General features: G+C 75.7%; 1 protein-coding gene. It reads left to right on the forward strand.

The window, feature by feature from the left end:
• The first annotated feature begins 23 nt into the window (after positions 1–23).
• Positions 24–16,298 (forward strand): type I polyketide synthase, encoded by a 16,275-nt coding sequence (locus ACIGG8_RS08045; protein ID WP_396546380.1) that lies wholly within the window; start codon positions 24–26, stop codon positions 16,296–16,298.
• Positions 16,299–16,415: the final 117 nt, after the last annotated feature.

Below are 16,415 nucleotides of genomic sequence, written 5' to 3' on the forward strand. Positions count from 1 at the left end.
AACACAGGAAGGCACCACCCCCCATGTCGAACGACAGCAAGCTCGTTGACTACCTCAAGTGGGTCACGGCCGACCTGCACCAGACACGCCAACGACTGCTGGAGGCCGAGTCCGGACGGCACGAGCCGATCGCCATCGTCGGCATGGCATGCCGCCTGCCGGGTGGGGTGACCACCCCCGAGGAGCTCTGGGAGCTGGTCGCGGACGGACGGGACGGCATCTCCGGGTTCCCCGCCGACCGCGGGTGGGACATGGCCGCGCTGCTCGGCGAGGGCAGCGGCAGCAGCGCCTCGATCGAGGGCGGGTTCGTCGCGGCCGGTGAGTTCGACGCGGGCTTCTTCGGGATCTCACCGCGCGAGGCCCTCGCGATGGACCCGCAGCAGCGGCTCCTGCTGGAGACGTCGTGGGAGGCGTTCGAGCGGGCGGGCATCGACCCGGCGGGACTGCGCGGCACCCGCACCGGCGTCTTCGTCGGCACGGCCGGCGTCGACTACGTCGGCGTGGTGATGAACTCGGACGAGGACATGGAGGGCCACGCGACCACCGGTCTGACGGCGAGCGTGCTGTCCGGCCGCGTGTCGTACACCTTCGGTCTGGAGGGCCCGGCGGTCACCGTCGACACGGCCTGCTCCTCCTCGCTGGTGGCGATGCACCTGGCGTCGCAGGCGCTGCGGGCCGGTGAGTGCACGCTCGCCCTCGCGGGCGGCGTCACCGTGCTGTCGACGCCGATGAGCTTCTCCGGGTTCTCCCGGCAGGGCGGGCTCGCCCCGGACGGGCGCTGCAAGGCGTTCGCCGACGCGGCGGACGGGACGGGCTGGGCCGAGGGTGCGGGCGTCCTGGTGCTGGAGCGTCTCTCGGACGCCCGCCGCAACGGGCACCCGGTCCTGGCGGTCCTGCGCGGCTCGGCCGTCAACCAGGACGGTGCCTCGAACGGGCTGACGGCGCCCAACGGCCCGTCCCAGCAGCGCGTCATCCGTCAGGCCCTGGCCGCCGCCGGACTGTCGGCCGCTGAGGTCGACGCCGTCGAGGGCCACGGCACGGGGACGCCGCTCGGCGACCCGATCGAGGCCCAGGCCCTCCTCGCCACCTACGGGCAGGGCCGCGAACGGCCGCTGCTGCTCGGATCGTTGAAGTCCAACATCGGCCATACCCAGGCCGCGGCCGGCGCAGCCGGCGTGATCAAGACGGTGATGGCGCTGCGGCACGGCGTGCTGCCGAAGACGCTGCATCTCGACGCCCCGTCCGCCGAGGTGGACTGGTCGGCCGGGGCGGTCGAGCTGCTCACCGAGGCCAGGGCCTGGCCGGAGGTGGACCGGCCGCACCGCGCGGGCGTGTCGGCCTTCGGGATCAGCGGCACCAACGCGCACGTGATCGTCGAGGAGGCGGTGGAGGAGGGCGCGGACCCACTCGCCGAGCCCGCCGTGGCGCCCGGTGTGGTGCCGTGGGTGCTGTCCGCCAAGTCGGAGGCTGCGCTGGACGCGCAGGTGGAGCGGCTGGCCGACCTCGACGGCTCGGTCGGCTCGCCCGTGGACGTGGGGCTGTCGCTGGCGGGGCGGTCGCGGTTCGGGCACCGGGCGGTGCTGGTGGACGGGGCCGAGGTCGCGCGCGGGTTGGCGGGGGAGCGGTCGACGGCGTTCCTGTTCTCGGGGCAGGGGTCGCAGCGGCTGGGGATGGGGCGGGAGTTGTATGCCAGGTTCCCGGTGTTCGCCGAGGCGTTCGATGCGGTGTGTGCGGAGTTCGAGCCGGGCTTGCGCGAGGTGGTGTGGGGCTCGGACGAGGAGCTGATCGACCGGACGGCTTACGCCCAGGCGGGGTTGTTCGCGGTCGAGGTGGCGTTGTTCCGGCTGCTCGAATCGCTGGGCGTGGAGGCGGAGTTCGTGGCCGGGCACTCGATCGGTGAGGTGGCTGCGGCGCATGTGGCCGGGGTGTTCTCGCTGGCGGATGCCTGCGCGCTGGTGCGTGCCCGTGGCCGGCTGATGCAGGCGCTGCCGTCGGGTGGCGCGATGCTGGCCGTGCAGGCGACGGAGGACGAAGTCCGGCCGCTGCTGGGTGAGTTCGTGTCGATCGCGGCCGTCAACGGCCCGACCTCCGTCGTCGTCTCCGGTGTCGAGGAGGCCGTCGAGGAGATCCGCGCGCACTTCTCCGACCGCAAGACGACGCGGCTCAGGGTCTCCCACGCGTTCCACTCGTCGCTGATGGATCCGATGCTGGCGGACTTCCGCGAGGTCCTGAACGGCCTGTCCTACAGCGCCCCTTCGATTCCGGTTGTTTCCAACCTCACCGGCGCTCTGGGTGCGGACCTCACCACCCCCGACTACTGGGTGCGCCACGTCCGCGAGACCGTCCGCTTCGCCGACGGCGTCCGCGCCCTGCGCGAGGCCGGCGCCACCGCCTTCGTCGAGGTCGGCCCGGACGGCGTCCTCGCCGCCCTCGCCCAGCAGGACCCGGACGCCCCCGCGCTCCCGCTGCTGCGCCGTGACCGGCCCGAGGAGCACACCCTGGTCACCGCGCTGGCGCGGCTGCACGTCGTCGGCGTCCCGGTCGACTGGACGCGGCTGTTCGACGGCACCGGCGCCCGCCAGGTGGAGCTGCCCACCTACCCGTTCCAGCGCGAGCACTACTGGCCGCGCCCGGCCCGTCGGATCGGGGACGTGACCGGCGCCGGCCTGTCGCCCGCCGAGCACCCGCTGCTGGGCGCGACCGTCGCGCTCGCGAACGCCGAGGGCACCCTACTGACTGGCCGGCTGTCGCTGAAGGCGCAGCCGTGGCTGGGCGACCACCGGGTGGGCGGCGTGGCGGTCTTCCCGCCGGCCGGGTTCCTGGAGCTGGCGGTCCGTGCCGGTGACCAGGTCGCCTGCGACCGGGTCGAGCGGCTGACGCTGGCCGAGCCGCTGGTGCTGCCGGAGGACGGGGCGGTCGTCGTCCAGATCCAGGTGGAGGCCCCGGCGGCCTCCGGCGCCCGCCCGGTGCGGATCTTCTCCCGGCCGGACACCGACGACGGCCCGTGGACGGAGCACGCCACGGGCGACCTCGTCCGCGGCGAGCGCACGGCCGAGTTCGACGCCTCGGTGTGGCCGCCGAAGGGCGCGGTCGTCGCGGAGCTCACCGCGCTCCGGGAGGAGGCGGACCTCGGCCCGGCCTTCGACGGGCTGCGGTCGGTCTGGCGGCGCGGCGAGGAGACCTTCGTCGAGGCGGTCCTCCCGGGCGACTCGGTCGGCGAGGCCGCAGGGTTCGGCGTGCACCCGGCGCTGCTGGCGGCGGTGGTGCGGGCGGACGGCCGCGGGCTGGTGCCGACGGCGTGGTCGGGGGTGTCGCTGCACGCCTCGGGCGCGACCGTGGTGCGGGCGCGGCTTGTGCGCACGGGCGCGGAGACGCTCGCGCTCGCCGTCGCGGACGCGGCAGGGGACCCGGTGCTGTCGGCCGAGGCCCTGACGTTGGCCGAGCCGGCCGCTGTGGCGCAGGGAACGGCGGCGGGGTCGCTGCTCAGGCTGGAGTGGGTGCCCGCGCCGTCGCGTGCGGGTGAGCGCGTGGCGGCGGTGACGCTGGGCGTGGACGTCGCCTCGCTGGCTGAGATCGGCGACGAGGAGCCGGGTGCCGTGGTGGTCCCGGTGACGGGCGGTTCGACGCCGGAGGCCGTGCACGAGGTGGCGGCGTGGGCGTTGGGCCTGGTGCAGGAGTGGCTGGCCGAGCCGCGGTTCGCCGACGCCCGCCTGGTGTTCGCCACACGGGGTGCGGTGGTCGGCGGCGAGGTCACGGACCTGGCCGGCGCTGCGGTCTGGGGCCTGGTGCGGGCGGCCGAGGCGGAGAACCCGGGCCGGTTCGTCCTCGTGGACGCGGACCCGGACGCGGACCGTGAGCTGCCGCTGGACGCCGTGCTGGCCGTGGGCGAGTCCCAGGTGGTGGTGCGCGACGGCGTCGTCCGGGTGGGCCGGCTGGCCCGTGCCGCCCTCGGCGACGAACCTTCGAAGGGCTGGGGCGCGGGCACGGTGGTGATCACCGGTGGCACGGGCGGTCTGGGCCGTCTCGTCGCCCGGCACCTCGTCACCGAACACGGCGTCGGCGAACTGCTGTTGCTGAGCAGGCGCGGCGGCGCGTCCGAGCTGGTGGACGAGCTGGCGGAGCTGGGTGCGCGCGTCGAGGTGGTGGCCTGTGACGCGGCCGACCGGGGGGCGCTCGCGGAAGCCCTCCACGGCCGGACGGTCACGGGTGTGGTGCATGCGGCTGGTGTGCTGGACGACGGCGTCGTGAGCGCGCTCACCCCCGAGCGGCTGTCGGGCGTCCTTCGCCCCAAGGTGGACGCGGCGTGGAACCTCCACGAGCTGACCGAGGACCAGGACCTGAAGGCCTTCGTCCTGTTCTCCTCCATCTCCGGCGTGCTGGGCAGCGCCGGGCAGGGCAACTATGCGGCGGCAAACGTCTACCTGGACGCGCTGGCGCACTGGCGCCGCCGGCAGGGCCTGCCCGCGCAGTCCCTGGGTTGGGGCGCCTGGGTGCCCACGGCGGGCATGACCGGGACGCTCTCCGAGGCTGACCTGCACCGCATCCACGCCTCCGGAGTCCCGCCCCTCACCGAGGAAGACGGTCTCGCCCTGCTGGACGCCGCCATGGCCGTCGACGAGCCGTACCTGGTCGCGACCGGCCGCATGGCCGCCGGGGCGCGCCCGCGTGGCGAGGTGCCCACGATGTTCCGCGCCCTCCTGCCCGGCGGGCGCCGCACGGCCTCCGCCACCGGCACCGGCGCCGCGACCATGACGGCCCTCGCCGCCCGCCTGTACGAGCTGCGCGAGACCGATCGCCTGCGCCACGTCGTCGACCTCGTCCGCACCGAGGCCGCGGTCGTCCTCGGCCATGCCTCGCCGCAGGCCGTCGCCGCCGACCGGGACTTCCACGACCTCGGTGTGGACTCCCTCACAGCACTCGAACTGCGCAACCGCCTGACGGCCGTCACCGGCCTGCGCCTCCCGGCGACGCTGGTCTTCGACCACCCCACCCCCGCCGCGATCGCCGACCTCGTCCTGGCGGAGGTGCTCGGACAGCACGAGGAGCCGGCGGCCCCGGCCGTCGCGGTCGTCCCCACTGCGGACGACCCGATCGCGATCGTCGGCATGGCCTGCCGGCTGCCCGGCGGGATCGGCACGCCCGAAGAGCTGTGGGCGCTGGTCGCCGAGGGCCGCGAGGGCATCTCCGACTTCCCGACCGACCGGGGCTGGGACCTCGACACCCTGCTCGGCGGCGGCCCCGGCGACCGGGGGCGCAGCGCCACCGCGAAGGGCGGCTTCCTGCACGGGGTGGCCGACTTCGACGCGGCGTTCTTCGGCATCTCGCCGCGTGAGGCCCTCGCCATGGACCCGCAGCAGCGGCTCCTGCTGGAGACGTCCTGGGAGGCCGTCGAGCGCGCCGGGATCGACCCGGCGGCGCTGCGCGGCAGCCGGACCGGCGTCTTCGTCGGCACCGGCGGCCAGGACTACCTGACGCTCGTCATGAACGCCCAGGAGGACATCGAGGGCCACGCGAGCACCGGCCTGGCCGCCAGCGTGGTCTCCGGCCGGATCTCCTACACCTTCGGCCTGGAGGGACCGGCGGTCACCGTCGACACGGCGTGCTCCTCCTCGCTGGTGGCGATGCACCTGGCCGCGCAGTCGCTGCGCAGCGGCGAGTGCACGCTGGCGCTGGCCGGCGGCGTCACCGTGATGTCGTCCTCGCTCGGCTTCCCCGGCTTCACGCGGCAGGGCGGACTGGCCCCGGACGGGCGCTGCAAGGCGTTCGCGGACGGAGCGGACGGGACGGGCTGGTCCGAGGGCGCGGGCGTCCTGGTGCTGGAGCGCCTTTCGGACGCCCGCCGCAACGGGCATCCGGTGCTGGCCGTCGTGCGGGGCAGCGCCGTCAACCAGGACGGAGCCTCGAACGGCCTCACCGCCCCCAACGGCCCTTCCCAGCAGCGCGTCATCCGCCAGGCCCTCGCCAACGCCCGTCTCTCGGCGGCGGAGGTCGACTTCGTCGAGGGCCACGGCACCGGCACCACCCTGGGCGACCCGATCGAGGCCCAAGCTCTCCTCGCCACCTACGGGCAGGACCGCGAACGGCCGCTGCTGCTCGGCTCGTTGAAGTCCAACATCGGCCACACCCAGGCCGCCGCCGGCGCGGCCGGCGTGATCAAGGCCGTGCTCTCGATGCAGCACGGCGTGCTGCCCCGCACGCTGCACGTGGATGCGCCGTCCTCGCACGTCGACTGGGCGGCCGGTGACATCCGGCTGCTCACCCAGGCCGAGGAATGGCCGGACACCGGCCGACCGCGCCGCGCGGGCGTGTCCGCCTTCGGAATCAGCGGCACCAACGCGCACGTGATCGTCGAGCAGGCTCCGCCGGTCGAGGACCCAGTGGCGGACCCGTCGCTCGTGCCGGGCGTCGTGCCGTGGGTTCTGGCGGGCACGTCGGAGGCGGCGCTGGACGCGCAGCTGGCGCGGGTCGCCGGGCTGGACGGCTCGCCCGTGGACGTCGGCCTGTCACTGGCCGCCGACCGGTCGCGGTTCGCGCACCGGGCGGTGCTGCTGGACGGCACCGAGGTGGCTCGCGGTGTCGTCGACGGCGAGCGCAGGACGGCGCTGCTGTTCTCCGGGCAGGGAGCCCAACGTCTCCGCATGGGACGGGACCTGTACGCGCGTTTCCCCGTGTTCGCCGAGGCCTTCGACGCGGTCTGCGCGCAGTTCGACCTGCCTCTTCGCGAGATCGTCTGGGGTGAGGACGAAGAGCTGATCAACCGGACCGCGTACGCCCAGGCCGGGTTGTTCGCGGTCGAGGTGGCGCTGTTCCGCCTCGTCGAATCGCTGGGCGTGCGGGCCGACTACGTCGCGGGGCACTCGATCGGCGAGATCGCGGCCGCGCACGTCGCCGGGGTGTTCTCGCTCGGCGATGCCTGTGCTCTGGTCGCTGCTCGCGGCCGGCTGATGCAGGCGCTTCCGGACGGTGGTGCGATGCTCGCGGTCCAGGCGACGGAAGAGGAAGTCCTGCCGCTGCTGGGCGACTTCGTGTCGATCGCTGCCGTCAACGGCCCGACCTCCGTCGTCGTCTCGGGCACGGAGGAGGCCGTCGCGGCGATCGAGGAACAGTTCGCCGACCGCCGGACCACGCGTCTGCGGGTGTCCCACGCCTTCCACTCCCCGCTGATGGATCCGATGCTGGAGGACTTCCGCGAGGTCCTCAACGGCCTCGCCTACAGTGCGCCTTCGATCCCGCTGGTCTCCAACCTGACGGGTGGGATCGCCGCACCCGAGCAGCTGTGCACCCCTGACTACTGGGTGCGCCACGTCCGCGAGACCGTCCGCTTCGCCGACGGCGTCCGGACCCTGTACGCCGCCGGCGCGACCGACTTCCTGGAGCTGGGCCCCGACACGGCCCTGTCCCCGGCCGTCCACCAGACGCTGGCCGATTCCCCGCGCGCTGACGCCCCGGACGCGGTCGTCGAGCCGGTCGGCCGCCGGGGCCGCCCCGAGGAGGCCGCCCTGCTGACCGCGCTCGCCCGCCTCCACGTCGTCGGCGTGCCCGTCGACTGGGCGCGGCTGTTCGACGGCACCGGCGCCCGCCGCACCGGCCTGCCGACCTACGCGTTCCAGCGCGAGCGCTACTGGCCGCAGACGCACGCCCCGGCCGGCCGGCCCGGCGGCGCTGCGCCGGACGACCCGCTGGACGCCCGGTTCTGGGCCGCCGTCGAGGGCGAGGACCTGGACGCGCTCGCCGCCGGTCTCGCCGTGGACGGCGACGCGCTCGGCGCGGTGCTCCCCGCCCTGTCCGCGTGGCGGCGCCACCACCGCGACCAGTCCCTGCTGGACGCGCTGCGCTTCCACGAGTCCTGGCGGGCGCTCCCGGGCGGGTCGACGGCCCGGCCGTCCGGCCCGTGGCTGGTGGTGACGCCGGCCGGGGACGTCGACGAGGCGTGGGCGACGGCAGTCTGCGAGGCCGTCGGACCGGACGCGTTGTGCCTGCGCGTGCCCGCGTCGGAGCGGGTCGAGCTCGCCGCGCTGCTGCGCGAACTACCCTCGACCGGGCGCCCGTTCACCGGTGTCCTGTCCCTCCTCGCGCTCGGCGGGGGCGCCGAGCCGGCCGCCGCGACCCTCACCCTGCTGCAGGCGCTGCGCGACGCCGACGTCACCGCGCCGCTGTGGTGCCTGACGCGCGGCGCGGTCTCCGTGGCCCGCACCGACGCGCCGACCGCGCCCGAGCAGGCCGCCGTGTGGGGCCTCGGCCGGGTCGCCGCACTGGAGCACCCCCAGGAGTGGGGCGGCCTCGTGGATCTGCCCGAGACGCCGGACCGGTCCGCCGTTCGCCGACTGGCCGCCGTCCTCGCCGGCGCGGACGGCGAGGACCAGATCGCGATCCGCGCCGCCGCCGTCCACGCCCGCCGGCTGGCGCCGGCCCCGGCCGGTGCGCCGGACGCGGGCTGGACGCCGGGGGAGACCCCGGGCACCGTGCTGATCACCGGGGGCACCGGCGGCCGGGGCGCCGCCGTGGCCCGGCAGCTCGCCGCCGCGGGCGCGAGCCACCTGTTGCTGGCGAGCCGCCGCGGGCCGGACTCCCCCGGCGCCGCCGACCTCGCCGAGGAGCTGACCGGCCTGGGCGCCGTCGTGACGATCGTCTCCTGCGACGTCGCCGACCGCGAAGCCCTGGCCGCCCTGCTGGCCGGGATCCCGGCCGACGCCCCGCTGACCGCCGTCGTCCACGCGGCGGGCACGGTCGACGACGGCGTCCTCGACGACCTGACGCCCGAGCGCCTCGCCGCCGTCCACCGGGTCCGTGCCCTGGGCGCGCTCCTGCTGGACGAGCTCACCCGCGGCCTCGACCTGACGGCCTTCGTGCTCTGCTCCTCCGTCGCCGGCGCCGTCGGCACCGCCGGCCGGGCCACCCTCGCGGCCCCGGCCGCCGTCCTGGACGCGCTCGCCCGGCGCCGCCGGGCCGAAGGGCTGCCCGCCACCTCGATCGCGTGGGGCGCCTGGGTCGGCGCCGAGGCCACCGGCATCGGCTCGGGCGCTCCGGCCGAGGACGACGGGCGGACCCAGCGCGCCGCCGTCCCGGCCCTGCACCCCGACCTCGCCCTGGCAGCCCTGCGCCAGGCCGTCACCCGCCCGGCCCCGGCACTCGTGCTGCTCGACCTGACGCAGCCGCAGGTCCTGGAGAGCCTCGTCGGCCTGCGCGGCAACCCGCTGCTACGCGACCTCCCGGCCGCCCGCACCGCCCTGGAGGCCGCCGCGGCGACCCGCCGCGACTACGCGACCGGCGCCTCCGAACTCACCGGACGCCTGCGCGCGCTCACCCCGACCGAGCGGACCGCCCTCCTCACCGACCTCGTCCGCACCCACGTCGCCGCCGTACTCGGCTACGCCGACCGGTCCGCCGTCGCCCCGGACCGCAAATTCCGGGACCTCGGCTTCGACTCCCTGACAGCCGTCGAACTGCCCGCCCGGCTCGGCGCGGCCACCGGCCTCAAGCTCCCCGCCACCTCCGTCTACGACTACCCGACCGCCCAGGCCCTCGCCGAGCACCTCCTGGCCGAACTCCTCGACACGCCCGGCTCGGCGCCGTTGCCGCCCGCCGCGGGCGCCGCGGCCGACGACGGCGACCCGATCGCCATCGTCGGCATGGCCTGCCGGCTGCCCGGCGGGGTGACCTCGCCCGACGAGCTGTGGCGGCTGGTCGCCGAGGGCGGCGACGGCGTCGCCGGCTTCCCGGAGGACCGCGGCTGGGACCTGCGGACCCTGCTCGTCGGCGACCGGGACGGCCGCGGCCGCAGCGCCACCCTGGAAGGCGGCTTCATCGACTCCGTCGCCGACTTCGACGCGGCCTTCTTCGGCATCTCGCCGCGCGAGGCCCTCGCCATGGACCCGCAGCAGCGCCTGCTGCTGGAGACCTCGTGGGAGGCCCTGGAGCGCGCCGGGGTCGACCCGCAGAAGCTCGGCGGCAGCCGCACCGGCGTCTTCGTCGGCACCAACGGCCTCGACTACGCCACCCTGATGATGAACTCGCGCGAGGACATCGGCGGCCACGCCGGCACCGGCCTCGCATCGAGCGTGCTCTCCGGCCGGATCTCCTACACCCTCGGCCTGGAGGGCCCGGCCGTCACCGTCGACACCGCGTGCTCCTCCTCGCTGGTCGCCCTGCACTGGGCCGGCCAGGCGCTGCGGGGCGGCGAGTGCACGCTGGCGCTGGCGGGCGGCGTGACGGTGATGACCACGCCGGTGAGCTTCGCCGGCTTCACCGTCCAGAACGGCCTCGCGGCGGACGGCCGCTGCAAGGCCTACTCGGACGCGGCCGACGGCACCAACTGGTCCGAGGGCGTCGGCATGCTGGTCCTGGAGCGGCTGTCGGACGCGCGCCGCAACGGGCACCCGGTGCTGGCCGTCGTGCGGGGCAGCGCCGTCAACCAGGACGGCGCCTCGAACGGCCTCACCGCCCCCAACGGCCCCTCCCAGCAGCGCGTCATCCGCCAGGCCCTCGCGAGCGCGGGACTGTCGGCCGCCGAGGTCGACGCCGTCGAGGGCCACGGCACCGGTACCGCCCTCGGCGACCCGATCGAGGCCCAGGCCCTCCTCGCGACCTATGGCAAGAACCGCGAACGGCCGCTGCTGCTCGGCTCGTTGAAGTCCAACATCGGCCACACCCAGGCCGCCGCCGGCGTCGCCGGCGTGATCAAGACGGTGCTCGCCATGCGGCACGGCGTGCTGCCGAAGTCCCTGCACATCGACCGGCCGTCCACGGTCGTGGACTGGTCGGCGGGCTCGATCGACCTGCTCACCGAGGCCCGGCCCTGGCCCGAGGTCGACCGGCCCTGGCGCGCCGGGGTGTCCTCGTTCGGGATCAGCGGCACCAACGCGCACGTGATCCTCGAACAGGCACCCGCCGACACCGAGAGCACCGAGGACCAGCGGGTGCTGCCCGCCGTCGTCCCGTGGGTGCTCTCCGGCCGCTCCGACGAGGCACTGGAGACCCATCTCGCCCGCGCCCGCGCGCTCGAACTCTCCCCGCTGGACATCGGCTTCTCGCTCGCCGCCGGACGCTCCGCCTTCGAGCACCGGGCCGTGCTGCTCGCGTGCAGCGAGGGGCTGACCGAGGTCGCCCGCGGCGTCGCGGCGGACCGTTCGACGGCCGTCCTGTTCTCCGGGCAGGGATCCCAACGCCTCGGCATGGGACGGGAGTTGCACGCGCGGTTCCCGGTGTTCGCGGACGCCTTCGACGCGGTGTGCGCGGCACTGGACGAGCACCTGGACCAGCCGCTGCGTACGGTCGTCTGGGGTGAGGACGAAGAGCTGATCAACCGGACCGCGTACGCCCAGGCCGGGTTGTTCGCGGTCGAGGTGGCGCTGTTCCGCCTCGTCGAATCGCTCGGTGTGCGGCCGGAGTTCGTTGCGGGCCACTCGATCGGCGAGATCGCCGCGGCGCACGTCGCCGGGGTGTTCTCGCTCGGCGATGCTTGCGCCCTGGTGGCGGCGCGCGGCCGACTGATGCAGGCCCTGCCGTCGGGCGGTGCGATGCTCGCCGTGCAGGCTGCCGAGGACGAAGTCCTGCCCCTGCTGGACGACTTCGTGTCGATCGCCGCCGTCAACGGCCCGACCTCCGTCGTCGTCTCGGGCACGGAGGAGGCCGTCGCGGCGATCGAGGAGCAGTTCGCCGACCGCCGGACCACGCGTCTGCGGGTGTCCCACGCCTTCCACTCCCCGCTGATGGACCCGATGCTGGAGGACTTCCGTACGGTCCTCAACGGCCTGTCCTACGGCGCTCCTTCGATCCCGGTCGTCTCCAACCTCACCGGCGCCCTGGGCGAGGACCTGACGACTCCCGACTACTGGGTGCGCCACGTCCGCGAGACCGTCCGCTTCGCCGACGGCGTCCGCACCCTGCGCGAGGCCGGCACGAGCGCCTTCCTCGAACTCGGCCCCGACGGCGTCCTCACCGCCCTCGCCGAGCAGAGCCTCGGCGACGACGCGGCCGACTGCGTCCGCGCCGCCGCTCTGCGCAAGGACCGCGCCGACGAACGCACCCTGCTCACCGCCCTCGCCACGCTGCACGCGGCCGGCGTCCCGGTCGACTGGGCGGCCCTGTTCGACGGCACCGGCGCCCGCCGGGTCGACCTGCCCACCTACGCCTTCGACCGCCGCCGCTACTGGCCGCGCCCGGCCGCCCTCTCCGGCGACGTCACCTCGGTCGGCCTCGTCCCGGCCGAGCACCCGCTGCTCGGCGCCGCAGTCCCGCTCGCCGACGACACCGACGGGGTGCTGTTCACCAGCCGGCTCGCCCTGCGCGTGCACCCGTGGCTGCTCGACCACCGGATCGGCGGCCACCCGGCCTTCCCCGCCGCCGCCTTCGTCGAACTGGCCGTCCGGGCCGGTGACCAGGTCGGCTGCGGCCGGATCGCGGAGCTCACGCTCGGCGACCCGCTGCCGCTCGCCGAGGACGACGAGCCCGTCGTCCAGGTGAGGGTCGGCGCGCCCGACGACACCGGCGCCCGCCCGGTCGCCTGCTACGCTCGCCCCGGCGACGCCGCCCCCGACGAGCCGTGGACGCGCTGCGCCACCGGCACCCTCGTGCCGCAGGACGCCGACCTGCCGGACTACGCCCAGGCGGCCTGGCCGCCGGCCGGCGCGCTCGCCGTCGACCTGGACGGCTTCTATCGCGAGCCCGGACGCGGCCCGGCCTTCCGGGGCCTGCGCGCCGCCTGGCTGCGCGGCGAGGAGGTGTTCGCCGAGGTCGAGCTGCCCGCCGAACCCGGCGAGGACGCCCGCTACTTCGGCCTCCACCCGGCCCTGATCGACGCCGCCCTGCACGCCGCCGTGCTGATCGGCGTCGGCACCGAGGAGCAGCTGCCGCAGCCCCAGGCCTGGCAGGGCGTCGCCCTGCACGCCGGGGGAGCGGCCGCCCTGCGGGTGCGCCTCGCCCGCCTCGGCGAGGACACCGTGTCCGTCACCGCCACGGACCCGGCGGGCGGCGCGGTGCTGACCGTCGGCTCGGTCACCCTGCGCGCCCCGCAGGCCGCCGCGGCCGCCGCCCGCACCGGCCGGGACCCGCTGTTCCGGATCGAGTGGGTCCCCGCGCCGGCCGCGCCGCCCGCCGCCACGGCGCCGCGCTGTACGGCGCTCGGCCGGGACACCTACGGCACGGGCTCCTCGGCCGCGACCCTCGCGGACCTCGGCCGCCCGGTGCCTGACCTCGTCCTGGTCGCCCTGGAGAGCCCGGTAGGCGACGTCCCCGAGGCCGTCCACGCGCACACCACGCGCGCGCTCGCCCTGGTCCAGGACTGGCTGGCCGAGGACCGGGCCGCCGACTCGCGGCTGGTGTTCGTGACCCGGGGCGCCGTCCGGGCCGCCGACGGCGAGAGCGTCCGCGACCTTCCCGGCGGCGCCGCCTGGGGCCTGGTCCGGTCGGCGAACTCCGAGCACCCCGGCCGCTTCGCCCTGCTCGACGTCGAGCGGACGGAGGACGTGGCCGCTGTCCTGCCGCTGCTGCCCGGACTGCTGGCCGACGGCGAGGCCCAGTTCGCCGTCCGCGGCGGCGCGCTGCGGGTCGGCCGACTGGCCCGGCTCGTGGACGCGGCGGGGCTGCTGCCCCCGGCAGGCACGCCGTGGGTCCTCGACGGCCTTCTGCCCGGCGACATGGCGCTCGTGCCCTGCCCTGAGGCGGCCGAGCCGCCCGCGGCCGGACAGGTGGCGGTTGCCGTCCGGGCCGCCGCCCCTGGCTGCGGTTCCGGTGGGGCCGGCATGGTGACGGCAGTCGGTGACGGCGTGCCGGACCTGCGCCCGGGGGACGCGGTGTTCGGCGTGCTGCCCGCCGGGCCGAAGGCGGTCGCCGACCGGCGCCTGCTGGCGCCGCTCCCCGACGGCTGGTCGTTCGAGGCCGCCGCCGCCCTGGCCGCCGACTTCGTCCCCGCCCGGCAGGCCCTCGGCCGCGAACCGGCCGGCCGGACCGTCCACGTGCACGCCACCGCCACCGGACCGGCCACCGCGGCCGTCGAGCTCGCCCTGCGGCTGGGCGCCGAGGTGTCCGCCACGGCGCCCGACGGGCTGCGCGACGCCCTGCTCGGCCGAGGCCTGCCGCCCGAGCGGCTCGTCGAGCGCGCGGCGTCGGGCACCGACCTCGTCCTCGACGGCGACGCCTTCGCCCGACGTCCCGAACCGGACGCCGACGAGACCGCCGCGATCCTCGCGGAACTCCTCAGCCTGGCGGAAAGCGGCGAGCTCACCCCGCCTCACATCGTCGCGCACGACATCCGCGAGGCCCGCACCGCGCTCGCCGCCCAGGCGCCCGCCACCCGGACCGTCCTCACGATGCCCGTGGAGCCCGATCCCGACGGAACCGTCCTGATCACCGGCGGCACCGGCGCCCTGGGCCGCCACCTCGCGCGCCGCCTCGCCGTCAAGGGCGCCCGCCACCTGCTGCTCACCAGCCGCCGCGGACCGGACGCGCCCGGCGCGGCCGAACTCCTCGCCGACCTGGCGGCCCTCGGCGCCGAGGCCCGCGTCGTCGCCTGCGACACCGCCGACCGCGCCGCCACCGAGGCCCTGCTCGCGGGCATCCCGGCCGAACACCCGCTCACCGCCGTCATCCACACGGCCGGCGTGCTGGACGACGGCATCATCACCGCGCTCACCCCCGAGCGGCTGTCCGCCGTCCTGCGGCCCAAGGTCGACGCCGTCTGGCAGCTGCACGAGCTCACCCGGCACCTGGACCTCGCCACCTTCGCCGTCTTCTCGTCCATCGCGGGCGTCATGGGCAGCCCCGGCCAGGGCAACTACGCCGCGGCCAACGCCTTCCTCGACACCCTGGTCGACCACCGCAGGTCCCTCGGCCTGGCCGGCACCTCGCTCGCCTGGGGCCCGTGGGCCCAGGAGGCGGGCATGACCAGTGAGCTCAGTGAGACCGACATGCGGCGCATGCAGTCCGGCGGCATCCCGCCGCTCTCCGTCGAGCAGGGCCTCGCCCTGTTCGAGGCCGCCCTCGGCTCCGCCGAACCGCTCGTCATCCCGATGGGCCTGGCCGCCGGGGGCATGCGCCCCCAGGGCGAGGTGCCGCCGCTGTTCCGCGGGCTCGTCCGTGCCGCCCGGCGTACCGCAGCCGGTGGCGCGAGCGGTGCCGACGCGGCCGCCGGCTTCACCCGGCAGCTGCTCGACCTCAACGAGCGCGACCGCGTGCGCTACCTCGTCGACACCGTCCGTGCCGAGGCCGCCGCCGTCCTCGGCCACATCTCGCCGGACGCCGTCGACGCCGAACGCGACTTCTACGAGCTCGGGTTCGACTCGCTGACCGCCGTCGAACTGCGCAATCGGATCGCCGCCGTCACCGGCCTGCGGATGCCCGCGACCGTCGTCTTCGACAGCCGCTCGCCTGTCGAGCTCGCTGCCTGGATCCGCAGCGAGATCGCCGACCAGCGCGCCGAGGACGGCGAGAACGGGGCCGTCCTCGTACCCGGGGGCGCACCCGAACTGGACTCCCTGGAGCGGCTGTTCACGGACGCCCTGGCCAACGGCAAGGTGCCCGAGGCTCAGCGCATGCTCGCGACCGTCGCCGCCCTGCGCCCCACCTTCGAGGCTACCGCCGAACTGGAGGACCTGCCCTGGGCGACCCGCCTCGCCGAGGGGCCGCGCCCGACCCGGCTGATCTGCGTCAGCGCGCCCACCGCCAACGCGGGCGTGCACCAGTACGCGCGGCTCGCCGCCCACTTCCGCGGCGAGCGAGAGGTGTCGGCGCTCCCGCTGGTCGGCTTCGCCACCGGCGAGCGGCTGCCCGCCACTGCCGAGGTCGCCACCCGGGTGATCGCCGAGAGCGCCCTGCGTGCCGGCGACGGCCACCCGTTCGTCCTCGCCGGCCACTCCTCCGGCGGCTCCTTCGCCTACGCCGCGGCCGGCCTGCTGGAGCACACGTGGGGCATCCGCCCGGCGGGTGTGGTGCTCTTCGACACGCTGAGCTTCCAGCACAACGCGGACGAGGGCACCGACTACACCGGCATGATGCGGCTGAACTTCACCGGCGCCGACTCGCCGGTGCGGCTGACCAACTCCCGGCTGTCCGCCATGGGCCGCTGGATGGTCCTGCTCAACAGCCTGGAGGTCCACCACACCACGGCCCCCGTCCTGCTGGTCACCTGCGACCGTGCCCTGACGGGTGTCGACGAGGTCCCCATCGAGCAGCGCGTCCAGGCCGAGCCGCTCGTGCCGGGCGCCCAGGTGGTCGGTGTCGACGCCGACCACCTGTCGATGATCCGCGAGGACTCGGCCCTCACCGCGCAGATCGTGGAGGAGTGGCTTCGCGGCCGGGAGTGACCCGACGGACGGGCGTTGCCGGGCACCTGCGGGTGCCGGGCGACGCCCGTCCGCGCGTCGGGGACGTCCAGCGTCTAGGGAAAACCGGGGCCGGGCGTGGCGAGACTGGGCGGGCGA

The sequence above is a fragment of the Kitasatospora sp. NPDC085464 genome, assembly GCF_044541955.1.
In the GTDB taxonomy this organism is placed as follows: domain Bacteria; phylum Actinomycetota; class Actinomycetes; order Streptomycetales; family Streptomycetaceae; genus Kitasatospora.